Genomic DNA, 23,518 nt, shown 5'->3' on the forward strand with positions numbered 1-23,518 from the left:
GACATGATTAGTAATCAGCACGTGAACGACATCGGCACCGATCAGTCAGCTGGTAATCAGGTCGACTCGAGGGAACGCAATCACCGCTGGGACTCGAGTCGCGGCTGCCACGGAATAATCAAGGGAGCGGTTGTCACGAGCCGTGACGAGGGAGTAGGCGTCACCTACTGGCGGCGGTCCGCTCTGCTGGCAATTGTCGCACTATCGATCGATATCGTGCCGACACACCCGAGATCGTCGTCTGCCCGTGCCGAGACAGCGCTGTCACAGCACTCTCAGGTATCCGATTCGGCTTCCGTAATCGCGCTCGAGACCTCGTCGTGTGCTGCCTCCTGCCCATCGTCACTGTCGTTCTCGTTCGACTCCGTGTCGCTCGAGACGGTCTCGACGACGGCCTGTGTGGCAGGTTCGTCGCCGGCCGGTTCGCCACCGTCGCTGGTGTCCGGGCCCTGAATCTCGACGTCGGTCAGCTCCGCGGCGAGCCGGCGGTAGGCGACCGACGCTGGGCCGTCGGGATTGAAAACGACCAGCGGCGTGCCGGCATAGACGCTCTCGCGGGCCGCGGGGTCTTCGGGGATCGTCCCGAGGAGCGAGACCTCGAGCCGGTCGGCGAGGTCGTCATGGGAGATGTCACTCCCCGAACGGGTGCGGGTCAGAACCAGGCCAGCGACATCGCCGCCGGAGCGTTCGGTCAGTTCGACCGTCTTTTTCGTGTCGTTGACGGCAGCGGGTTCGGGCGTCGAGACGAGGACGACAGCATCGGCCAGGCCCAGTGGCAAGACGGTCTCGTGACTGATGCCCGCGCCGACGTCGAGGAAGACGTAGTCGAACTGGTCTCGGAGGTCGTCGACGACCTCGCGAAGCCCCTCGGGTGACGTTTCGGCGTACTCGTCGAGGCTCGTGCCACTCGGGATGGCGACGATATTATCCGCCAGTCGATAGGTGGCGTCGTCGGTCGATGCAGCTCCGGCTAACACGTCGTGAAGGGTGGTCGAGTCGGGAGCGAGACTGACGAACCCAGCGAGGTTCGCCATGCCGAGATCGGTGTCGACGATGGCGACGCGCTCGCCGGCCTCCGCGAGGGCCGTCCCGAGGTTCACCGTCGTCGTCGTTTTCCCGACGCCGCCCTTTCCGCTCGCGATGGCATATACCGTCTCCTGAGACATACTCGGTTACTGTTCGGTTCCTAGAACGGCACCACCTTAAATCGTGACCACACTTCCCCCGTCTGATTATGCAGTCGACATGTCGGGAGCGATGACAGCGAACGGCACTCCGTGTCAGTCGGCAGGTGTGTCAAAGGATTCTTACCCACAGCACTGTTTTAGACGGCTAATGAGCCAGGAGGGCGAGCAGGAGCAATCCGACCGGAAGAAATACGAGTTCCGGAAGGTTCTCGAGGATCTCAAAGACTACGACGGCTCCGGAACGCAGCTCGTGACGATCTACGTTCCAGAGGACAGACAGGTCAGTGACGTCGTCCAGCACGTCACGCAGGAACACAGCGAAGCGGCCAACATCAAGTCAAAACAGACGCGAACGGCCGTCCAGGACGCACTGACGAGCATCAAGGATCGGCTGCGCTACTACGACACCTACCCGCCGGAAAACGGCATGGTGCTGTTTTCGGGAGCCGTCGACTCCGGCGGCGGCCGCACCGACATGGTCACGAAGGTCTTGGAGAGTCCACCCCAGCCTGTCGAATCGTTCCGGTATCACTGCGACTCGGCGTTTCTCACCGAGCCGCTCGAGGAGATGCTCGCCGACAAGGGCCTGTACGGCCTCATCGTCCTCGACCGCCGCGAGGCCAACGTCGGCTGGCTGAAGGGCAAACGCATCGAACCGGTCAAGTCTGCGTCCTCGCTCGTCCCCGGTAAGCAGCGCAAAGGTGGCCAGTCCGCCCAGCGATTCGCCCGCCTGCGCCTCGAGGCCATCGACAACTTCTATCAGGAGGTCGCAGGGATGGCAAACGACCTGTTCGTCCCCAAGCGCCACGAACTCGACGGCATTCTCGTTGGCGGTCCCTCGCCGACCAAAGACGAGTTCTTAGACGGCGACTACCTCCACCACGAGATTCAGGACAACGTCATCGGCAAGTTCGACGTCGCCTATACTGACGAATCCGGTCTGAAAGACCTCGTCGACAACGCCGAGGACGCCTTGGCCGACGCCGAGGTGATGAAGGACAAACAGCAGATGGAGGAGTTCTTCGAGGAACTCAACGCTGGCGACCTGGCGACCTACGGCTTCGAGCAGACCCGCCGAAACCTGATGATGGGCGCGGTCGACCGACTGCTGATCAGTGAGGACCTCCGGAAGGACGTCATCACCTACGAGTGTCCAGAATGTGGCAATACAGATCGCGAAGTGATCGATCGGCGCAAGTCGACGCCCGATCACACCTGTAGCGAGTGTGGCACCGAGGTCGAGGCGACCGACGAGGATCGCGAGGACGCCATCGACCACCTCATCGAGATCGCCGAACAGCGTGGCACCGAGACGAAGTTCATCTCGACGGACTTCGAGAAGGGCGAACAGCTCTACAACGCCTTCGGCGGCTTCGCTGGCATTCTGCGATACTCGACCGGCGTGTAAACGGCTCCAGCATCCCTCCGCTCTTCGTTCTTACAAGCGCCGCCGGCGCGCCGAGAAACCCAACAGGATTAACACCCCGTCGGCAAACCATCGACCATGTCTCTCTCGAGCCGACGCGTCCTCGTCACGGGCGGTGCCGGATTCATCGGGTCGCACCTGACCGAGCGCCTGCTCGCCGACGGCGCGGCCGTGACCGTCGTCGACGACCTCTCGAACGGCGACCGCGATCGCATCCCCGACGGAGCCGACTTCCTCGAGGCCGATCTCACCGATCCCGATGCCCTCGAAGGGCACCTCGAGGATATCGACCTCGTGTTCCACCTCGCGGCGTCGAAACACGTCGACACGGATCGACCACACGGCCAGTTCGACGACAACACGCGAATGACCCGGAATATCCTCGAGGCGATGGCCGACGCCGGTGTGACCGAGATTGCCTACACCTCCTCCTCGACGGTCTACGGCGAAGCGCCGCGGCCGACGCCCGAAGATTTCGCCCCGCTCGAGCCGATCAGCGCCTACGGCGCGAGCAAGCTAGCCGACGAGGGGCTGCTCTCGGCGCGGGCCCACAGCCACGACCTGACGGTCTGGAACTTCCGCTTTGCGAACGTCGTCGGCCCGCGACTGCGCGGCGCGGTGATTCCCGATTTCATCGAGAAACTGCTCGACGATCCCGAGCGGCTGACGATTCTGGGCAACGGCCGCCAGGAAAAGTCCTACCTGCACATCGAGGACTGTCTGGACGCAATGTGCCATGTCGTCGAACACGCCGACGACGCGATGAACACCTACAACCTCGGCACGCGGACGACGACCTCAGTCGACCGGATCGCGACCATCGTCGCCGACGAACTCGGCGTCGACCCCGAGCGAGAGTACACCGGTGGTGAGCGTGGCTGGACCGGCGACGTCCCGAAGATGCGCCTCTCGATCGAGAAGCTCGCGGCGCTTGGCTGGGAACCGCGCCGCTCGAGCGACGAGGCAGTGCGCCAGTCGACCCGCGAACTCATCAACGAACTGCGCTGAGACCGGCTGCTGTCACTGTGTCTCGCCGCACGATACGGCAGGTCACGGGGACACTAGCACTAACTGATCGGTGTTCGCATAAGCACGGAAACTAGAACTGATCCCATTCGAAGAAACGCCCTCGAGAGCGGGGTTCGACCCCGTCCACGCGAGTTTTAGGTGGGCTTAAATATGCGGAGTCATGAGAGGGGTGTATGACCGACGGTGACGAGCAGTCCAATGCTAACAGCCGGGTCGCGTCAGCGCTGACCCGCCGCCGGCTGACGATCGCCGGGACGATACTCGTCGTAGCCGGGCTGGCCGTTGCCGTCCGTGAAATCGAGCTCCGGACCGTCGTCGCCGAGATTGCGAGTGCCGATCCAGTCGTCCTCGGGGCTGCAGTCGCCGTCTACGTCGTCTCGTGGCCGCTTCGTGGGCGACGATACAGTGACGTGCTTGCGGCAATGGAGCAGCGCAGTGACACTGCCGTTGCGACGATCGCCGTCTTCGTCAGCCAGACGGCCAACCTCGCGATTCCGGCCCGGGCAGGTGATGCGGTGCGTGCGTACGTGATGAACCGCCAGCGGGAGGTGCCCTATGCCGCCGGGTTCGCCTCGCTGACCGTCGAGCGACTGTTCGACCTGGCGACGATCGCGACGCTCGCGGTGCTCGCGATGGCGTGGCTCGCGGTCGGCGGCGAAACCGGCCCGCTCGAGGTCGTCACCGAGGCCAGCGGCGCACGGACCGCCCTGCTGGCTGCGGCGGTCGTAAGTACGGCGACCGTCGGCGTTGGTGCCGTCGTCGTCACGTCCGCACGGGCCGACCACGGGCTCGGCGCGTGGCTCCGCGCGCAGGGACAGAATCGGCCATGGCTCGAAGGCGTCCTCGAGGCCGCGGTCCAATTCGTAGCCGACGTGCAAGTTGTCGCCTGCCAGCCACGAGCGCTGGCCACGATCGGGGCCGGGAGTCTGCTGGTGTGGTCGCTCGACGTGCTCACGGCAGTACTGGTTCTTGGGGCGCTCGACAGCGGGCTCTCGATCGGAGCGTTGCTCTCAGTTGGGACGCTGGCAGTCAGCGTCGGCAATCTCGCGAAGGTGTTGCCGCTCTCGCAGGGCGGCGTCGGACTCTACGAGGCGGCGTTTACGGCGCTCGTGGTCGGGTTGACGCCCGTCGGCGCGAGCGTAGCCTTGGCTGCTGCGATCGTCGATCACGCGCTGAAAAACGGCGTGACGCTGCTCGGCGGTGTGGGCGCGGGGGCCTGGCTCGGACTGTCGCTATCGGACGCAACGACACAGCCGGAGGCGACACGAAAAACCGGTAGTGTTTTAGGCGAGCCTAAAAAATAAGCGGGCAATGAGTCAGGACATCTGTGTTATCGTCCCGACGATTCGGGAATACGAGTGCATGCGCTCGTACTTTGCAAACGCCCGCGAGCACGGCTTCGACCTCTCGCGGCTCCACGTCGTCCTCGTCACCGAGGACTTCTGTGAGACCGACGCGATGGAAGCAATGCTCGAGGAGGAAGGCGTCTCCGGCGAGGTCTTCGACGGCTCCCGGCGCGAGGAGTGGTACGAGGACCACGGCGTCGCCGAGTACAGCCACGTCGTCCCGGCGGCGAGCCACGCCGAGACGAGCTTTGGCTTGCTCTACATGTGGGTCCACGACGAGTTCGACTACGGCTTCTTCATCGACGACGACACTCTTCCCCACGACGACGAGGACTTCTTCGGCACGCACATGGAGAACCTCGCCTTTGCGGGCGAGATCGAGGAAGTCTCTTCCGACGAGCAGTGGGTCAACGTCCTCTACCAGAACGCCGACGAGCACGGCCTCTACCCGCGTGGCTACCCCTACTCGGCGATGGACGAGACCGTCGAGACCGACACGGCCGAGATCGACGGCGGGTCGGTCGTCGCCTCGCAGGGCCTGTGGACCAACGTCCCCGATCTGGATGCCGTTCGCATCCTCATGGATGGCGATCTCGAGGGGCAGGCACAGACTCGCACCACAGCCGAAGACTTCGGCGACGATTTCGTCGCGGCGCGGGACAACTACCTCACCGTCTGCTCGATGAATCTCGCCTTCCGGCGTGAGGTGATCCCCGCGTTCTATCAGCTTCCGATGGACGACAACGAGTGGGACGTCGGCCGGTTCGACGACATCTGGTCGGGCGTTTTCCTCAAGCGCGCCTGTGACGTCCTCGGGACCCGGATCTACAACGGTGCGCCGCTGTGTGAGCACAATAAGGCCCCGCGCAGCACCTTCGACGATCTCAATAACGAAGTGCCCGGCCTCGAACTCAACGAACACCTCTGGCAGGTAATTGACGAGGCAGGTGCAGACGCCGACTCCTACGCCGCCGTCTTCGAGGCAATGGCCCACGAACTGGCCGACGGAGACTGGTCGTCGTACAACAACGGTGCGTTCTTCAACTACGTCGGCGAATACATGCTCGAGTGGCTCGAGTGCCTGTCGGCGCTCCGGCCGACGGCCGGGATCGAGACCGACCGCACACACGTTGTCGCCGACGATTGAACCGTCAGCTATAAGGATTTAGGTCGGCCTAAATTCACCACGATGGACAATAGAGACGATAATGGAAAACGCGTGGTTTCGCGCCGAAACGCGCTGCGAGCAGGATCTGCATTCGGTGTCGCCTCGCTTGCAGGCTGTTTGGGGATGTTCGACAACCAACAGAACGCCGAGGTACCATCGCTGTCGGAGTTCCGGGGCTCGGGCACGTTGGTCGAAGGGCGTTCCGCACCAGGTGGGACGTCCATCGAGGAGCTTCCGGATCTCTCCGGAGACCTCGCCCTCTATATCGGCGGTGGCGAGGGTGGCATCTACTACGACTTCGTGGAGATGCTCCAGAACATTTACCCCGATTTCACCGTCCACTCAAGCTCCAACTCGTCATCGTCGCTGGCCCAGACGATCGTCGAGGAGGTCGATGCCGGTGCGACCGAGGCAGACGTGTTCTGGTCGATCGACGCCAGCTCGCTTGGATTCGTCGCGGACAACGACGCCTACGAACCGCTCTCCGATACAGCGACCGAGCCGGTGGGCAACAGCCAGTTCGTCGGCGACGACAACGCGTGGGCCGGCGTCGCTGGGCGTGCACGCGCCGTCCCGTACAACACGAAGGAGTTGAGCGCGTCGGACATTCCGTCGACCGTCCAAGAGTTCCCCGAGACCAGTGCCCTGCAGGGAACGATGGGCTGGGCACCGACCTACGGCGCGTTCAAATCGTTCGTGACGGCCATGCGGCTAATCGAGGGCGAAGATGCGACCCGCCAGTGGCTCGTCGACATGCGGGAGGCCGGTACCGAGCGCTACGGGAACGAATTCGCCGTCTCACAGGCGGTCGCCGACGAGGCGCTGACGGCCGGGTTCGCGAACCACTACTACGCGATGCGTGTGAAAAACGGACGACCGGACGCGCCCATCGATCTGGCCTTTACCGAAGGCGACGCCGGCGCGCTGATCAACGTCGCCGGTGCGATGAAGGTCAAGGGGACTTCACGGGGAGAACTGGCTGACAACTTCGTCCGTCACCTGCTCTCCGCGGAGGCACAGGAGTTCTTCGCGACGGTCAGTTTCGCCTACCCGATGATCAGCGGCGTCAGTCCAGTCGGCGGGCTGCCAACGATCGACGAACTGAGTCCACCGGACATCGACCTCGCGGAGCTCTCGAACCTGGAACCGACGCTTGACCTGATGGACGACGCTGGCGTCTCAGGATGACGATCCGCGGGTTGGTTGCACGGACTGTCGGGCGCGCAACGGGCGACGACAGCGGCGCAACCGACGTCGGACTCACCCTGCTTGCTGCGGCCATCGCAGCCGTGCTGGTACTGCCGCTGCTCTGGCTGGCCATCGACGCCGTCGGACTCGGCGGTCAAGCACTCGAGCTCGCCGTTGCCCCACAGACGCTCGAGGTACTGGTGAGAAGCGTTGCCCTCGTCGCGATCGTCACCGGCGCGAGCGTCCTCGTCGGCGTGCCGCTTGCGGTGATAACGGTTCAGGGATCGATTCCGTTCCCCCGGTTTTGGACCGTCCTCGCGGCGCTGCCGCTTGCGGTGCCGAGCTATCTCGGTGCGTTCGCGTTCGTGTCGGCGTTCGGGCCGCAGGGCGAATTCGCCGATCTCCTCGCGCCGCTTGGCATCGAGTCGATCCCGTCAGTGTACGGGTTCGCTGGTGCGGCGTTCGTCCTGACGCTGTATACGTATCCGTACGTGTTTCTGACGACGCGCGCGTCGCTGCTGTCACTCGATGGCTCGCTCGTAGAGGCGGCACGGACGCTCAACACCGGCCGCTGGACGGCGTTTCGCCGAGTCACCCTCCCGCAGATCCTTCCGGGGATCACTGCCGGAGCATTACTCGTGGCACTGTACGCCTTTGCGGACTTCGGTACGCCCAACATCATGCGCGTCGAGGTGTTCACGCAGTTCATCTATGCCCGGTACAACGCATTCGCCCGTGACTACGCGGCGTTGCTATCGCTGCAGTTACTGACGGTGACAGCGATCGTCCTCGCACTCGAGTCACGGATCGGCGTCGACGAGTCGGGAGCGTACGAAAGCAGTGGCCATCGCGGGAGCGCCAACCTCGAGCTCGGAAGCTGGCGGTACGTGGTGTTGCTGTTGCCGGCCGTCATCGCGTTGCTGGCGATCGTCCTCCCGATCGCGCTGTTCGCGACGTGGCTGACGGGCGGTGGGCCGGGCTATCAGGGCGGTGGACTGACGTTCAGCTGGGAGTACGGCTTCAATTCGGCGTACGTCGCCGTGCTTGCTGCTGGCGTCTCGATCCTCGTGGCGCTGCCGATCGCGCTCACATCGGCAACGTCGGATTCGCGGCTGGCGGAACTGGCCGACCGCGCGCCCTATATTGGCTATGCGACGCCCGGGATCGTACTGGCGATCGCGTTGCTCAGCTTCAGCCTCGATGTCCTCCCAGCGGTCTACAAGACGGTGCCGTTGCTGGTCTTTGCGTACGTCGTTCGCTTCATGCCCCAGGCGATCGGTTCGATCAAGACCTCGACGTTGCAGGTCGATCAAGAACTCGTCGAAGCGTCCCGGACGCTGGGGCGGTCACGGCTGGCGACGTTCAGAAAGGTGACGCTGCCGCTGATCCTGCCGGGTGTGGCAGCAGGGGCTGCACTCGTCTTTCTCACGACGATGAAGGAACTGCCCGCAACGCTGATGCTGCGCCCGCTTGGCTTCGAGACGCTCGTGACCTACATCTGGGAGATCGAGGAGGCTGGCCTGTACGGACGGGCAGCGGTTCCAGCGCTCGTCTTGGTCGCCATCTCCGGCCTGTCGATGGCCGTCATGCTCGCACAGGATGGCCGGTGATCCGACTGTGACGAGTGACCCATGAGACGACGAACATGGCGGGCGGCGGTCGTCGCCGTTGCACTTGCCGGTGCCCTCGCGGTCTGGCTGCTCGCGACGCGAACGTTTCCGTATCACTCGCTCAATCACGACGAGGGTGTCTATCTCCAGCAGGCAGCGATGCTGCTCGAGGGGCAACTGTTCATCCGGCCGCCCGTCGAGGAGAGTTTCCGCCCTTGGTTCTTCGTCGACGACGGCGACCGGCTCTATCCGAAGTATGCACCCGTCCCTGCGGCCATCTTCGCACTCGGGAAGGTCGCAGGCGGCTACCGACTCGCGCTCGTTGGCGTCGCTGCCGCGACGCTCGCGCTCGTCGCTTTGATCGTCCGCGAGGTGTTCGACCGGCGAACCGCCATTGTGGCTGCCGTGATCATGCTCTGCTCGCCGCTGTTTGTGATCGAATCGGCCGTCTTCTTGCCGTACGCGCCGACGACGATGCTCAACCTGGCGTTTGCCTACGGCTATCTCCGGGCCGACCGGACGGGCGACTGGAGATTTGCCGGAGCAGCTGGCGCGGCGATCGGCCTGGCCTTTTTCGCGCGGCCGTATACGGCGGTGCTGTTCGCGACGCCGTTTATCGTCCACGCATGCTGGACACTCGTTCGGGAGCCGCGAGTCGCCTTCCCCAGACAACTCGCAACGGCGGCGTTCGGACTGACAGGCGTCGGGCTTGCATTGGCCTACAACGCAACCGTAACCGGCTCACCGTTGGTGTTTCCCTACGAGGCGTTTGCACCGCTGGACGGGCTCGGCTTCGGGCAGCGCCGGATCCTCAACCACGAGATCGACTATACGCTCGAGCTGGCGCTGCGTGCGAACGCACGAGTACTCGCGCAGTTCGTCACCGACTGGATCACGGGCGGTATTCTCGGCGCGGCAGTGGCCGCCGTCGGGGTCGGCGTCACCATCCGACGCGGGCTTTCGCCTCGCGAGGCCATCCTCGCCGGGCTGCTCGTCACCGTCCCCGTCGGCAACGTCTACTTCTGGGGCAACTTCAACATCCTCGGAGACCTCGAGCGCGCCGGTGACGGGCTGATCGCCACCCACGGCCCGTACTACCACTTCGATCTGCTGGTGCCGGTCGCGACCTTTAGTGCCGTCGGCGCGCTGGCGCTGGCCGCTGGGGCCCGCCGGCTGGCCGACCGGAAACTGACACCGGAGACCGCACGCGTGACGCTCGTCGCGGCGCTGCTCGTGAGCGCGCTCGCGGTTGGCGGCGTAACGGCGACGACCGTCGACGAGAAACTCGATCGGAACGCGGCCGTGACCGACACCTACGAGGAGGTCTACGCGCCGCTCGAGGATGGCCCGTCCGAGCAAGCGCTCGTCTTCCTCCCGACGCCGTACGGTGACTGGCTCGCCCATCCGTTCCAGGCGCTTCGCAACGATCCGGACATCGACGGCCAACGGGTGTACGCGCTCGACGAACAGCCGTTCGCCGTCGTCGACGCGTATCCCGACCGGTCGCTATACAGGCTTGCCTACCGCGGTGCCTGGGCACCGCATGCCAGCTCGCCACAGGCGGCCCGGCTCCAGCCAGTCGACCACGTCGCCGGCTCCGCGGTCGCGTTGAACACCACAGTCGGCGTCCCGTCGACAGCCGAGGGGGTCACGATGACCGTCACGACTGACGACGACAGCGACACCTACGTTGCCGAGAACGTCTCAGAAGAGATGCCCGTTCGACTGACCGTCACCCCCGAGACCGTGCGTATACACGGGGCAGCCTGGGACAGCACCGAGCCGCTTCCCATCGACGACCGAGACGACATCGTCGTGGACGTGTTCGTCGATCAAGGGCCTGGCAGCAGTTTCAGCTACCGACTCGAGCTGCCGGTTCGAACGGAAGACGAGACCGTCCGGGCGCTGACGCCCCACGTCGAACGGTGCAGTTCAATCCGTGATTGTGGCGGCGAAGCGGCGTACATCCCCGATCAGTCCACGGATAGCCTGTTCGTCCGGACTGAACTTTCCGTTCCGGACACGAACTGATACGGTTTGCTGTAACGATGTACCGGTGCAACCGCGACCGCCCTGCGGTTGCACCGGCAATGACTTACAGTAGACCGTATGAGGGGGTTCGATCGCCGGCTCAGCGAGGACGCGGTGAGCTGTCCGAATCGCTCAAAAACGAAAGACGATCGTCGAGTGCTACTGTGTCGGCTCGTGAGGGAGCTCGCGGAGCCGTTCCTCGAGCGAGACTTTGATGATCGATCGCGCGATCTCAGCACCGCCTTTCAGCGGATCCAGCTTCGTCTCGCCAGCACGCTCGCGGTACGCGATCGGGTGTTCGCGAATATCGTAGCCCCGCATCAGTGGCCGGATCAGGAGTTCGGCCGAGAGGCCGGTGTTTTCCGTCCACTCGATCGACTCGATCACCTCGCGCCGGTAGGCGCGCATCCCAGTCGTCGTGTCGTGGACGCGGGTCCCCATCAGGAGGCTCGCGATCGCGGCGAAGGCATGGTTGCCAAAGCGGTTGAACGCCGGCATCGCCTCGGCACCGTGGTAGAGCCGGTCGCCGCTGACCACGTCGTAGCCTTGGTTGATCAACTCGAGGAACTCCGGTAACTGCTCCATCGGATAGGTGTCGTCGCAGTCGGTCGTGACGACGATCGGTCGATCCGGTTCCGTGATGGCCGCATGGACGGCGACGCCGTATCCCTGCGGTTGTTGTTCGATGACCGTTGCGCCGTGCTCGCGGGCGATTTCGGGCGTGCGATCGGACGAGCCGTCGACGCAGACGACCTCGGCCTTGCCGTCGGTGACGTCCTCGATGTCCGCGAGTACTTTGCCGATCGCTTCCTCCTCGTTGTAGGTACCCATGACGACGCTGACGTCCTCGAAGGTGTATCGGTCGTCGGCGTCGTCGGTTCTCTCCGTCGTCTCGGGCTGCTCCCCGCTACTCATTGGCGCTACTCACCGCCGACCACATTTATACTTTTAGGTTTGCCTAAAACACAAAGGTCGGCAGTTACAGTCCCTCGAGTATGTGATCTGCGGCTTTCAGCGCCAGCGCCGCGATCGTCAGCGTCGGATTCATCGCGCCGCCGGTGGGGAAGACGCTACTCGAGGCGATCCAGCAGTTCTCGAGGTCGTGGGTCCGGAGGTCGGGCCCGACGACGCTTGCGGCGGGGCCCGAACCCATTCGAGTCGTCCCCATGTGGTGGTAGGCCGGTCCCGTGTTCTCGGGGCCGACCTGCCAGGTGATCTCGGCACCGAGTTCGTCGAGGATCCGTTCCTGAATCTCGTTGACGCGCTCGATAGTTCGCAGCGCTCTATCGTCGACGTTCCAGTGGACGTCCGGAACCGGATTGCCGTGATCGTCGGTCGTCGACGCGTCGAGCCCGACGGAGCTGTCCTCGCGGGGGAGTTGTTCGACGAGGCCACCCATCCCGATGTGAGTGCCGTACTCCGACCGGAGCCGCGTGAGTAAGTCGTCACCCCAGTCGTCGCCGGTCAGCGCCATCCCCACCGGGGACGGGCCAGCGTAGTTGAAAAACTCGAGTTTGAACGGGGCGTACTCCGCATCGGCCTCGTCGTAGAACTGGTGGGACTCGCTCGTGAGAAAGCCGACGTGATTCTGCCGAGTGGGCTCGTCGAGGACGCCGCCCGTGCCGGCAAACAGGTGATCCATAAAGAAGTTACCGACGAGGCCGCTCGAGTTAGCCAGCCCGTCGGGATAGTGACTCGACTCGGAAAGCAACAGCAGACGCGGCGTCTCGACGCCGCCACAGGCGATCACGAAGGCGTCGGCTTCCTGTCGGTGTTTCTTGCCGTCAGGTGTCGCGTAGACGGCCGCCTCGATCGCATCGGGGCCGTGCTCGAGGCGCTGGACCGGTGCGCGGTCGATCACCGTCGCACCCTTTCGCTCAGCGCGCTTGACGTGGACAGTCGCGTCGTACTTCGCACCCGAGGGACAGACCGGCTGGCAGGTGCCGTAGCCGACACAGGCGTTGCGACCGTCGTAAGCCTCCGAGTTGCGGGCGTTGGGCACTGAGTGCATCGCGATCTCGAGGTCGTCGCAGGCCTCGGCGAACAGCGAGTCGCTGTAGGACGGCCGAAAGGCAGGCATCGGATGGGGCTCCTCGCGGGGCGGTGCGAACGGGTTGTCGTCGGCTCCCGCCACGCCGAGTTCGCGCTCCGCGACGGCGTAGTACGGCCGCAGGTCCTGATAGTCGATCGGCCAGTCGGTCCCGACGCCCCGGACGCTGGCCGAATTGAAGTCAGCCTCGTGGAGCCGCATCACCATCCCCTGCCAGTGGAGCGTCGAGCCGCCGACACCTCTCGCGCGAGCGTGGTTCAGCGGGTAGAACCGCTCCCCCGAAGACCCGTAAGCATCGCGCTCTGGGTCGCCGTTCCAGACATCCGGCCGATCGTAGGCGGGGCGGATCGCCCGCTCCTGTCTGGCGAGCCTGTCGGCCGAGTCGAACCGCGGTCCAGCCTCGAGAATTACGACCTCGTGGCCGGCCTCAGCGAGGCGATCAGCGACGAGCCCGCCGGCTGGTCCCGCGCCGATCACGCAGATGTCGGCGTCCCCGACGGGAGTGCGGTCAGCGTCCGTCTCAGTCGCCGGCACCGCCGACTCGGCGGGTGGTCGATCCCAACTCACGCGCTCGGCCCCCGCTGATAGCTCGCGAGCCCGCCGGGGTGTCCCTGCGGATTCTCGATGCCGACCAATTCCCCACCCGTCGGCGAGGCATACAGCGCCAGCAAGAGATCGTTGACGACATAGTAGCGGACCCGTTCGCTTGCCGTTCCGGTTGGGTCCTCATCGGCGGTGTCCACATCGAGATTCCGAAGGACCTGCTCGCGATCAGTCACCGACAGCGCCACAAACGGCTCGTCGTACCAGAACGTCGCGTTGTCATCCAGCTCCGTGACCGCCTCATCCAGACCGGCGACGTGTGTCGGGTCCTCGAGTCGGCCCTCGAGGAACGTCTCGACGAACGTCGCCGTGCCGGAGACCTCGCTCGGGTAGACGACGTCAGCGGCTGCGACCAGCGTCTCACGGAGCCGATCGACGTCGACCGGCTCGGATCCGGGCGGGGCCACACAGCCCGACAGCGTCCCACCGACGCCGAGTGCAGCCAGCGCGGCAACCGCGTCTCGCCTGGTCAGCTTCATTGGAGAGGATTAGGTAAGCCTAAACCATATATTCGTTGGAACGGAACGGTCGTTGCCGACGGAACGCGTCCCGTCACGAACCGCGACGGCGTCGGTCAGACTGTCTCGACTGGCTCGATCAGCGACGGCTCGTCAGTTGCCGGATCGTTCACTGCCGTCGAGACCGGCTCCGCACACATCCCGTCGGCCGGAAGCGGCTCGAGGACGTCGTGGCCGGCTTCACCTGTCAACCACCGCCGCTCGGTATCAGGCTCGAGAATCACCGCCATCCGATGATGAAGGTCCGCGACGAGGTCGTTCGGCTCCGTGGTGACGATGGTAAACGTCTCGAGAGGGCCGGTATCGGTCCCGTCGGCGACGCCGCCACCGAAGGCGTCGAGGCCGGCCTGGGTTGTCTCCGGCTCCCAGCGTTCCCAGAGGCCAGCCATCGCGAACACCCGGTCGTCGTCGAAGCTGACCCGATAGGGCTGTTTCCCCTCCGCAGTGTCGACCCACTCATAGAAGCCGTCCGCAGGAACGAGACACCGGCGTTGCTCGTAGGCACCCCGGAAACTCGGCTTCTCAGCGACCGACTCGGCCCGCGCGTTGATCAGCCCGCCGCTGTCGTCGTCGGCCCACGACGGCACCAGCCCCCACTCGAGGCGTCGAATCGTCTCCGGCTGCTCGTTCGTGATCACCGGTAGCTGCTGTCCGGGTGCCATGTTATATCGCGGGCTGAAACTCGACGCGGCCCCGTCCTCGCGGAACCGGGCATCGAACCGCGCCTCGAGTTCGTCTTGCGCGACGACGAGCGTATAGCGACCACACATATCCGTCCACTTGGGCCGTGAGGGCAAAGGTCATCCGCTCGAGCCGACTCGAGACGGGGAGGGCCGATATCGGCCCGGACGCGGTCGGTATGCAGTCCTTACCGCCAGGGATGGGGCTGGTACGGACCCTGTTACGATATCCCATCACAGTAGAGTTGTCGTCGGGGTCATCATGGACGACCGATACGAGATGGTGGTGTGTCAAAGCGGTACTCTGAAACTCAGAGATCCGGATGACCCCCACTGCTGGATTGCGACCGATTCCCCCGTGGAACTCGAGCAGTAATCCAGCGCCTCCTTCGCGTACCCCTACCCGTTTGTCTCACTCGTCACACTCTCGGCGTCGACACTGTGTCGTACCAATGACAGATTGTAACTCCAGCGACGCGTCGCTCGTAAGCGTTGAATTCGAAAAACGCCAGGACTGGGATTTGAACCCAGAATCCCAAAGGGAACACGCTTTCCAGGCGTGCGCCTTACCGTTCGGCCATCCTGGCTCAGGTTATCCTAACCACGTCCGTGGTTTAACCCTTACGAGATGCGATCACTCCGTCGTGCGGTTGGCCGCCCACACAGCAAGCCGTGGCTCGAGCACATAGGCCCCACCAGCGACGGTACAGCCGACCAGCAACGCGAGCACCAACGCCTGCGTGATCGTCACGATCGGGGCGACAAGCAGCGTATACCCCTGGACGCCGACCAGCACCGACAGGCAGCCGATAATGCCCCACAGCAGGGCCGACGTGGTGCGTGCCTCGAGTCCGAATAGCGCTGAAAGCGAGCCGGTCACGGATTCGTCACCGCCTCACTCGAGGCTCGCGATCGCTTCGATTTCGATACCGACGCCCTTCGGGAGCGCACCGGCTTCGACGGCGCTTCTGGCCGGCGGCTCGTCGTCGAAGTAGTCGGCATAGGCCTCGTTCATCGCCTCGAAGTCGTCGATATCCGCGAGGAAGACAGTAGCCTTGAGGACATCGTCGGCCGACGCACCTGCCTCCGCGAGGACTGCGTCGAGATTGGCAAGCGCCTGTTCGGTCTGGACCGCGATCGGCTCGTCGTCGAGCAACTCCCCGTCGGGCGTCAAGGGGATCTGTCCGGCGGTGAATACGAGCGAGTCGTTGCTGGTCGCTTGACTGTACGCACCGACCGCAGCGGGGGCCTCGTCGGTTTCGATGATGCGTTTCATATCCCACGTCTCGGCCGGCGTTGGCTTAAAACGGAGTGGAACGGGGACCGCACTCAGGCCAGCACGTCGACTTTGTAGCCCGCCTCACGGAGGTCGGCGAGGAACGCGTCGACGTGGTCGGGACCGCGCATCTCGAGTTCGATCTCGACTTCGGTGTCGCTCATCTCGACCTCGCGGGAGGTCCGGTCGTGGTGGATCGCGTAGATGTTCGCCCGATGGGCAGTGAAGATGTCCAGCAGGTCCTCGAGCGCGCCCGGTCGATCCTTCAGGACGGTCCGGATCTTCAGATACCGGCCGGTCTCGACCAGCCCGCGGACGATGACGTTCGTGAGCGTGTTGAGGTCGATGTTCCCACCGCACAGTGCGGGGACGATGATCTCGTCCTCATCGTAGTCGAACGCCTCGAAGAGGACGGCCGCAAGCGGAACCGCGCCTGCACCCTCGACGAGGGTCTTCGAGCGCTCGAGCAAGTAGACCAGCGCGACGGCGATCTCGGAATCGGAGACGGTGACGACCTCGTCGACGTACTCCTGAATGTGAGGGAAGGTCTGCTCGCCGATGCTGCGGGTCGCGATCCCGTCGGCGATCGTATCGACCCCGTCGATCGAGACGCGTTCGCCCTTTTCAAGTGAGGGCGCTGCGCTCGAGGCACCTTCGGCCTGTACCCCGATGACACGTGTGTCCGGTTTCTGTTCTTTGACCGCGGTCGCGATGCCGCTGATGAGCCCGCCGCCGCCGATCGGGACGACGACCGTCTCGACGTCGGGGCAGTCCTCGACAATCTCGAGGCCGATCGTCCCCTGTCCGGCCATTACGTACTCGTCGTCGAAGGCGTGGACGTAGGTTCGGCCCTCCTCGCGTTCGATCTCGTGGGCGCGTTCGGCGGCTTCGTTGTAGTCCCGGCCCGCGAGAACGACCTCGGCACCGTAGCTTTTGGTCGCTTTGACCTTCGAGATCGGCGCGTACTCGGGCATGACGATCTTCGAGTCGACGCCCGATCGCGTGGCCGCAAGCGCGACTCCCTGTGCGTGGTTGCCAGCGCTCGCGGTGACGACACCGGCTTCCTTTTGTTCCTCGGAGAGTGTCGCGATCCGGTTTGTCGCCCCACGGATCTTGAACGCCCCCGTTCGCTGGAAGTTCTCCAGTTTGAGATAGATCTCGGCTCCAGTCATCGCCGAATAGGTGTGTGAATGCTCGAGGGGCGTCTGCCGGGAGGTCTCCCGGACCCGCTCGCGCGCCTCGAGAATATCCGCGAGTTCGAGCATACACCTGTCTACTCGGCGTGGGGTGTAAGGATTACTGTCGGAGAGCGGGGAGCCGTTCCGGGCCCACCGTCGTCCCCCAACAGGAATGTGCTACGGCACGTAGCACGACAGGGAATACAGGGAATGCACGGCGTGTGACGTGCGAATGGAGAAGGGGACCCAGAGTATATAAATCTCATGCACCCGCGGCGAAAGTGAAACCGCAAGCAAGCGGCGGGTTAGAGCAGACGTCAGACGAAGGACAGACAGACGTCATTCGATCTCCCGGACCACGACGACCCGCCATGAAACGACGCGTCGGACGCGGTCGCGAAACGGGCCATCCCCCGGCCACGTCACGTCGACGTCGAGTCGCTCAGGGTCGCCGACGTACACCCAGCAGCGATCGTCCGCGTCTTCCACACCGCTTCCGGCTGCCACCGCGACGCGCACGTAAAGTCCGCTGTCGACGCCTTCGTATCGGTCGAGGCGCTCGAGGCCCGCGTCGTCGACCGCGAGCAGCCGTCCGTCGACGCTGCCTCCAGGTGCGAGCGTCGGATATCGGCCGTCGACCCGATGACACCCCTCGAGGGTTGCGCGGCCGGCGAACTCGTACTGGCTGCTGTCACCGAGGACGGTCGCGACTTGCTCGGGATCGGTCAGCGTTCCGTAGACGAAGACGAACACGGTGGTCCGTTTCAGCGCCAGCGCCTTGCTCGTACTGCTCCAGTCTCGGCACGCGAACAGTCATTCTATCGTGACTACACAAAGCACTTATACAAGTGGTGTGCGCACGATGATATGAATCGCGAGTCCCTCCTGGCCATTGCGACACTCGTGGTCGTGACCGGGGCGGTCACGACCCTGGCGCTCACTGGAGCGGTGTCCGATCCCAGCGAGCCCGAGACGGCCGCTGATGTCGAGCACACCGGCCACGTGTCGCTGGCCGAAATCACGATCAGCGCCGACGAGGTCACCGGCGGCACCGCCACCCTGGCCGTCGATACGTACCTCGAGCACCGTGGCGATCCCGTCACGAACGTCACCGTCGTCCATCGCGCGACCGACACCAAGACCGGTCTCGTCGAGAACACCACCGAACGGGACGTCGAGACGCTGGCCGACGGCTCCGAAGTCGTTGTCACGGATACGGTGTCGGTCCCCCGCAAGAGCAGCTACGAGATCGAGACGTTCGTCTATCGAAACGGCACTCGTACCGATTCGACCAGCCATACTGTCGACGGCGTCGACGCGCTGACGCCCGCGTACGCTGCCACTGACGTCGAGTTCCACCGCTTCGGCGGCGACGCTGGCGGGAGCCCCGCGGACATCCCCGCGATCGGCTACTCGATCGACTCGACGACCGCCAAGACGGCCACGCTGGAGGTCAGCAGCTATCTCACCAATACCGGCGACGTCGCCGAACGTGACCTCGAGCTCGAAGTGAACGCCCGCCAGGCAGCGTCGAACGTCATCGCAGACTCCGCGACCGTCGAGCTGTCGACGATCGAGCCCGGGAAAACCGCGTCACCGACCGTTGCGCTCGATGTCCCAGAGGGGCACGACTACTACCTCGATGCGATCCTCTGGCGGGACGGGACGATCGTCCGGACGAACCGCGCCGCTGCCAACCTCGGCTCCGGGTCGCTGTCCGTCAACGAAACAGCCAGTGAAACCGGACTCGAAGTAAGTGACTTTGCCAGCAGTTCCGACGATTATAGCGCGGCAGCCGACAGCAGCACCGAAACTGACAGCGATGCCGAACGTGCGGACGCGAGTGCTGAGTCGAGTGGGGACGGAACACCTGGATTCGGGATCGCCGTCACCGCTGTTGCAGTCCTCGCCACGATCGCGCTTGCACGGAGGTTCCAATGACTGATACATCGACACAGCCGACGACCGACACTGACCAGCCGACCGAGCAACAGCCACACCAGCGCGATGGCGCTCAGACGGCAGCCAAATCGAACGCCATCAGCGGATTCGATCCACGCTCCAACGAGATCCACCGCTATCTCGCCTGGGGCGCACTCGCCGTCTGCTCGCTGGTGGCCGTGTTCGCCCTGTTTCAGTTCTACGGGAGCGTTACCAGCACCATCGAGCTCTGGGTCGATCCCAAGTTCCAGCCGCCGATCCGCGCCGCGTTCAACCTCGCCGTCCTCCTGACGTCACTGATCGGCATCTCGCTGCTCGTTCGCGAGCTGAAGTGACCGGCTGCGAGCGGGAATCAAACCGTTCTGCCGTTCGTGTCGTTTGTAACGAGCGGCGGCGCTCACAGTCACGCGGGCCCGCGATCACCAACGCGTCGCTCTCGATCGGTGTGACAGACGGAAACTGAAGACAGAAAACGCGACTGAAACGGCGTTACCGTTCCTCGATCGGAACGAACTCCTGGTCCTCCGGGCCGGTGTAGCGGGCGCGCGGACGGATGAGACGGTTGTCCTCCTGGTACTCGAGGACGTGGGCGATCCAGCCGCCGGCGCGGCTCATCGCGAAGATGGGCGTGTACATGTCGATCGGGATGCCGAGCTGGTAGTAGACCGAGCCCGAGTAGAAGTCGACGTTGGGGGCGATGCCCTTCTCGGTGAGCCCCTTTTCCTCGGAGAGGTACTGTTCGATGGTGGTGGTGTACTTGTACCACTTGCTTTCGCCGTTGTTGGCGAGTTCCTCGCTGCGCTCTTGGAGGATCTTCGCGCGGGGGTCTTTGACGTTGTAGACGCGGTGGCCGAAGCCGGGGATGCGCCGCCCTTCTTCAGTGGCTTGCTCGACCCACTCGCGGTGGTCTAAGTCGCTCTCGTCGATCTCGATCAAGACCTCCATGACGTCCTGGTTCGCACCGCCGTGGAGCGGACCGGAGAGGGCGCTGATGCCGCCGGTGACGGCGCTGTAGATGTCGGCCATCGTCGAGCCGATAACCATCGACGTAAACGTCGAGGCGTTCAGGCCGTGGTCGGCGTGGAGGATGAGCGCCTGATCGAACGTCTCGGCGGCGATGTCGTCGGGCATCTCGCCGGTCAGCATGTAGAGGAAGTTCGCCGCGAGCCCGAGGTCGGGGTGGGGATCGACCGGCTCCTCGCCGAGTCGGTAGCGCTCGAAGGCCGCGAGCGCGGTCGGGATCTTGGCCGTGATCCGACGACCCTTCCGGAGCGTCGCCTCGAGGTCGTCTGGGTCGGCGTCTGTTTCGGGTTCAGTGGCCGAGAACATCGAGACTGCAGTTCGCAGCGCCGCCATCGGCTGTTCGTCGGCCGCGGCGAGCCGTTCCATCGTCGCGAGGACGTCCTCACTGACCTCGCGTTCTTCCATGAGCGCGTCTGCAAACGGCTCGAGTTCGTCTTCGGTCGGGAGGTGACCGTTCCAGAGCAAGTACAGAACTTCCTCGTAGCTCGCGCCGCGCGCGAGGTCCTCGATCGTGTAGCCGCGATAGATCAGCCGGCCCGCATCGCCGTCGATCGAGCTGAGTCCCGATTCAGCGACTAACACACCCTCGAGCCCTTTCTTGAGGTCGTCAGACATACTCAGGGATTTCGGACCCTAATGGAAAAGTATTATCGTTTGGTCGGTGTCGGATGATAGCACGCCAAATCGCTGGCTGGCATTACCTTTTCACTCGAGAGTAAAGTGCGTTTCCGAATTGTAGTGGACAAACAGTCAGTTATGCGACGCTGTTGACCGGCACTGGTTGACAATCGGTCACATCCTGTGAGATTCACCCAGCGATGGCTACGACCCGAGTTCGTTCAGCGACCCCAGGAGACGAGCAGTCAGCAATCGCGTGTGCGCGTCGCTGTCCGATCCGTTGGCTCGAGGAGGTCGTCGGTCGAAGAGCGGTCTCCAGCGTCACACCGCTCGACCGGCGAATGGCCCGTCTCGACGAAATGGTCGATCATCGCGCGGCTCAGTGCAACCGCGTCGTCCCCCTTGGTCCGATACTGCCACTCACACTCACCACAGTACGCGCTCGGCACGTTTTCCCCATCGAACGGTGGATAAATCAACGGTTGGGTTCATACGGCGGCGTCTTATGATCCCTGTCGAGCGGCCACGTTCAGGTTACACCATTAACTACAGGGTCGGTGTACGATGCGTGATGGCCGACGCTGACGCGAACAGCCGCCCGAACATCTTGCTCGTCCTGACTGACCAGGAGCGATACGACGTTAGCGCACCCGGCGATCCACAGGTCGAAACGCCGGGAAGCGACTGGCTCTCTGACAGGGGCGTCCGCTTCGAGCAGGCGTTTACACCGATCAGCATCTGCTCGAGTGCCCGCGCGTCGCTGCTGACCGGGCGGTTCCCACACCGTCACGGCATGCTGAACAACTGCCACGAGCCGGACGCGCTCCAGCCGAACCTGCCGACCGACCTACCGACGTTTTCGGAGGAACTTGCCAATAACGGCTACAATCTCAGTTACATCGGGAAATGGCACGTGGGCCGCGACCAGACGCCGGAGGACTTCGGATTTTCGTATCTCGGTGGCAGTGACAAACATCACGACGATCTTGATGCGGCGTTCCGTGAGTACCGGAAAGAGCGCGGCGTCCCCCTCGGCGAACCCTACCTCGAGGATCAAATCTACACCGGTGAGGATCCACGGGACGCCAGCGAGGGGACGCTCGTCGCCGCCACGGCACCGATCGATGTCGAGGATACCCGGGCCTGGTTTATCGCCCAACGGACCATCGAGAGGATCAAAGAATACGCCAATGGAAGTCGATACACGCCGTTCTTCCACCGGACTGACTTTTACGGGCCACACCACCCATACGTCGTTCCCGATGCGAAACCCGATCCCGATACTGTCCCCCGTCCCGATCCCAAACCATATTCGTCGATGTACAAACCTGAAAAGATCAATCGACCCCCGAGTTACGACGAGACGTACGAGGGGAAACCGAATGTACAGAAGAATTACCTCGCTTACCGCGGTGTGGCCGACTTCGACTGGGAAACTTGGGCCGAGGTAATAGCGAAGTACCGGGAGTTCGTCACGCTGATCAATGACCAGCTCTGGCGTATCCTTGAGGCTCTAGAGGAACACGGTCTCGACAACGAGACTGTCGTCGTTCACGCGGCGGATCACGGTGACTTCGTTGGGCATCACCGCCAGTTCAACAAAGGTCCGATAATGTACGACGACACCTACCGGATTCCGCTTCAGATCAGTGGGCCAGACTTCAAGAAGAAATCATCCTGTGAGTCCCCGGTTTACTTACACGATCTCGCGGCGACGTTCCTCGAAATTTGTGGTGTCGACATCCCAGATACGTTCGATTCCCAGAGTCTTGTGCCGTTTCTCGATCCCGAGCGAGAAGACCCTACAGAAATTGATATAACCAACGGGAGGTACGGGAAATCGGGCTACTGGCCCCGATCGATCTTCGGCCAGTACCACGGCGACGAGTTCGGCCTCTACAGCCAGCGGATGGTCCGCACAGACCAGTACAAGTACGTATACAACGGTCCCGACATCGATGAACTGTACGATCTCGAGGCCGACCCCGCCGAATTACAGAATTTGATCGATGATCCCGAATACGATGCTGAGCGACGGAAGATGCGGCAACGGCTTATTAAATGGATGGACAGAACAGAAGATCCGAACCGTATGTGGGTGACAGGCGCGCTCGAGGACGCGTCGTAACGGAAGCGTACGTTTACAATCTCGAAGCGGGTACCCTCGTTTATGATCGCGGACAGCAACGTGGTGGGGGATCGCCGATGACCGAGCACAGTGCAGACGAGTCACCGGCCGAGCTTCGCGAGGAAGCCGCCGAACACGAGGAACTGGCCGACGCCCTCGAGGAGCTCCTCGAAGAGCTCCGCGACGGGGAGCTCAAGGGGTCGCGACTCGAGGGGCTGTTCGACGAGGTCAGCTCGAGCAATCCGAACATCTGGAACATTGTCAGCGCCTTCATCGATGTCGAGGACGGCGAAGCGGTCGTCACGGACGAGTCGAAGCTGGCGCAGGGAAGCTGGGCTCCCGAGATCGTCGAGGGCTGTGATACGATGATCACGCTCGACATCGAGTATGGAATGATGCCCGACGAGTTCAAATACATCGCCGGAAAGAAGCTCAGCCAGCGGATCGAAGAGTTCCGCGAGCAAGCCGCTGAGGCGCGGAACAAGGCCGACGAACTCGAGGCCGACACGGACAACTGA

General features: G+C 63.6%; 22 protein-coding genes and 1 tRNA gene. 11 read left to right on the forward strand and 12 right to left on the reverse strand.

From position 1 onward, the window contains the following. Window positions 1–275: 275 nt before the first annotated feature. The gene (gene minD, locus BSG09_RS02770; RefSeq protein ID WP_092929848.1) at window positions 276–1,166 is read right to left on the reverse strand and encodes a cell division ATPase MinD; all 891 of its coding nucleotides are present in this window, start codon (window positions 1,164–1,166) and stop codon (window positions 276–278) included. 169 nt (window positions 1,167–1,335) lie between these two features. Here minD and prf1 point away from each other — a divergent pair, with 169 nt between their 5' ends. The 7 genes from prf1 to BSG09_RS02805 all read left to right on the forward strand — a co-directional run bounded on the left by prf1 (window position 1,336) and on the right by BSG09_RS02805 (window position 10,985). After that, window positions 1,336–2,595 carry a peptide chain release factor aRF-1 gene (gene prf1, locus BSG09_RS02775; protein ID WP_092929850.1) on the forward strand — a complete coding sequence of 420 codons (1,260 nt, stop codon included), beginning with the start codon at window positions 1,336–1,338 and terminating at the stop codon, window positions 2,593–2,595. Window positions 2,596–2,691: 96 nt separating this feature from the next. Next, window positions 2,692–3,621: an NAD-dependent epimerase/dehydratase family protein gene (locus BSG09_RS02780; RefSeq protein WP_092929852.1), complete on the forward strand. Its 930-nt coding sequence runs from the start codon at window positions 2,692–2,694 to the stop codon at window positions 3,619–3,621. Between the two features lie 194 nt (window positions 3,622–3,815). Beyond that, a complete protein-coding gene (locus tag BSG09_RS02785) occupies window positions 3,816–4,946 on the forward strand; it encodes a lysylphosphatidylglycerol synthase transmembrane domain-containing protein (protein WP_092929854.1) in 1,131 nt (376 codons plus the stop codon). A gap of 7 nt (window positions 4,947–4,953) precedes the next feature. Then, entirely contained in the window at window positions 4,954–6,135 is a 1,182-nt protein-coding gene (locus tag BSG09_RS02790; RefSeq protein ID WP_092929856.1) for an alpha-1 4-glucan-protein synthase, read from the forward strand. A 42-nt stretch (window positions 6,136–6,177) separates the two neighbouring features. Continuing rightward, window positions 6,178–7,344 (forward strand): extracellular solute-binding protein, encoded by a 1,167-nt coding sequence (locus tag BSG09_RS02795; protein WP_092929858.1) that lies wholly within the window; start codon window positions 6,178–6,180, stop codon window positions 7,342–7,344. Then, on the forward strand, window positions 7,341–8,954 hold the full coding sequence (locus BSG09_RS02800) for an ABC transporter permease (protein ID WP_092929860.1): 1,614 nt from the start codon (window positions 7,341–7,343) through the stop codon (window positions 8,952–8,954). Before BSG09_RS02795 ends, BSG09_RS02800 begins: the two co-directional genes overlap by 4 nt. A gap of 21 nt (window positions 8,955–8,975) precedes the next feature. After that, window positions 8,976–10,985 carry a DUF7846 domain-containing protein gene (locus tag BSG09_RS02805; protein WP_092929862.1) on the forward strand — a complete coding sequence of 670 codons (2,010 nt, stop codon included), beginning with the start codon at window positions 8,976–8,978 and terminating at the stop codon, window positions 10,983–10,985. A gap of 159 nt (window positions 10,986–11,144) precedes the next feature. Here the strand turns inward: BSG09_RS02805 and BSG09_RS02810 are convergent, their stop codons facing one another. From BSG09_RS02810 to BSG09_RS02850, 9 genes are all read right to left on the reverse strand, one after another. After that, entirely contained in the window at window positions 11,145–11,900 is a 756-nt protein-coding gene (locus BSG09_RS02810) for a dolichyl-phosphate hexose transferase (RefSeq protein WP_092929864.1), read from the reverse strand. 64 nt (window positions 11,901–11,964) lie between these two features. Beyond that, window positions 11,965–13,602, reverse strand: a complete 1,638-nt coding sequence (locus BSG09_RS02815; RefSeq protein WP_092929866.1) for a GMC family oxidoreductase — start codon at window positions 13,600–13,602, stop codon at window positions 11,965–11,967. Next, a complete protein-coding gene (locus BSG09_RS02820) occupies window positions 13,599–14,117 on the reverse strand; it encodes a gluconate 2-dehydrogenase subunit 3 family protein (protein WP_092929868.1) in 519 nt (172 codons plus the stop codon). The genes BSG09_RS02815 and BSG09_RS02820 overlap by 4 nt, the downstream gene beginning before the upstream one ends. A 95-nt stretch (window positions 14,118–14,212) precedes the next feature. Beyond that, a complete protein-coding gene (locus tag BSG09_RS02825) occupies window positions 14,213–14,926 on the reverse strand; it encodes an SOS response-associated peptidase (RefSeq protein ID WP_092929869.1) in 714 nt (237 codons plus the stop codon). 416 nt (window positions 14,927–15,342) lie between these two features. Further along, window positions 15,343–15,423 (reverse strand) — tRNA-Ser (locus tag BSG09_RS02830). A gap of 47 nt (window positions 15,424–15,470) precedes the next feature. Then, entirely contained in the window at window positions 15,471–15,716 is a 246-nt protein-coding gene (locus tag BSG09_RS02835) for a hypothetical protein (RefSeq protein ID WP_092929871.1), read from the reverse strand. 15 nt (window positions 15,717–15,731) lie between these two features. Further along, window positions 15,732–16,112, reverse strand: a complete 381-nt coding sequence (locus BSG09_RS02840; RefSeq protein ID WP_092929873.1) for a Rid family detoxifying hydrolase — start codon at window positions 16,110–16,112, stop codon at window positions 15,732–15,734. A gap of 53 nt (window positions 16,113–16,165) precedes the next feature. Further along, on the reverse strand, window positions 16,166–17,377 hold the full coding sequence (ilvA, locus tag BSG09_RS02845) for a threonine ammonia-lyase (protein ID WP_092929875.1): 1,212 nt from the start codon (window positions 17,375–17,377) through the stop codon (window positions 16,166–16,168). A 252-nt stretch (window positions 17,378–17,629) separates the two neighbouring features. Then, window positions 17,630–18,043 (reverse strand): gamma-glutamylcyclotransferase family protein, encoded by a 414-nt coding sequence (locus tag BSG09_RS02850; protein ID WP_092929877.1) that lies wholly within the window; start codon window positions 18,041–18,043, stop codon window positions 17,630–17,632. A 114-nt stretch (window positions 18,044–18,157) separates the two neighbouring features. On the opposite strand from BSG09_RS02850, the gene BSG09_RS02855 reads away from it, so the two are divergent. Next, window positions 18,158–19,231, forward strand: coding sequence for a DUF7490 domain-containing protein (locus BSG09_RS02855; protein ID WP_092929879.1), 1,074 nt, complete (start codon window positions 18,158–18,160; stop codon window positions 19,229–19,231). Continuing rightward, window positions 19,228–19,566: a hypothetical protein gene (locus tag BSG09_RS02860; protein ID WP_092929881.1), complete on the forward strand. Its 339-nt coding sequence runs from the start codon at window positions 19,228–19,230 to the stop codon at window positions 19,564–19,566. The genes BSG09_RS02855 and BSG09_RS02860 overlap by 4 nt, the downstream gene beginning before the upstream one ends. Window positions 19,567–19,720: 154 nt before the next feature. Here BSG09_RS02860 and citZ read toward each other — a convergent pair whose 3' ends face one another. Both citZ and BSG09_RS02870 read right to left on the reverse strand, forming a co-directional pair. Then, window positions 19,721–20,869, reverse strand: coding sequence for a citrate synthase (gene citZ / locus BSG09_RS02865; protein WP_092929883.1), 1,149 nt, complete (start codon window positions 20,867–20,869; stop codon window positions 19,721–19,723). A 248-nt stretch (window positions 20,870–21,117) separates the two neighbouring features. Further along, on the reverse strand, window positions 21,118–21,321 hold the full coding sequence (locus BSG09_RS02870) for a hypothetical protein (RefSeq protein ID WP_092929885.1): 204 nt from the start codon (window positions 21,319–21,321) through the stop codon (window positions 21,118–21,120). A 122-nt stretch (window positions 21,322–21,443) separates the two neighbouring features. Here BSG09_RS02870 and BSG09_RS02875 point away from each other — a divergent pair, with 122 nt between their 5' ends. Further along, window positions 21,444–23,000: a sulfatase-like hydrolase/transferase gene (locus BSG09_RS02875; protein ID WP_092929887.1), complete on the forward strand. Its 1,557-nt coding sequence runs from the start codon at window positions 21,444–21,446 to the stop codon at window positions 22,998–23,000. Between the two features lie 77 nt (window positions 23,001–23,077). Beyond that, entirely contained in the window at window positions 23,078–23,518 is a 441-nt protein-coding gene (locus BSG09_RS02880; RefSeq protein WP_092929889.1) for a hypothetical protein, read from the forward strand.

Source organism: Natrinema hispanicum (assembly GCF_900111485.1).
GTDB lineage: Archaea > Halobacteriota > Halobacteria > Halobacteriales > Natrialbaceae > Natrinema > Natrinema hispanicum_A.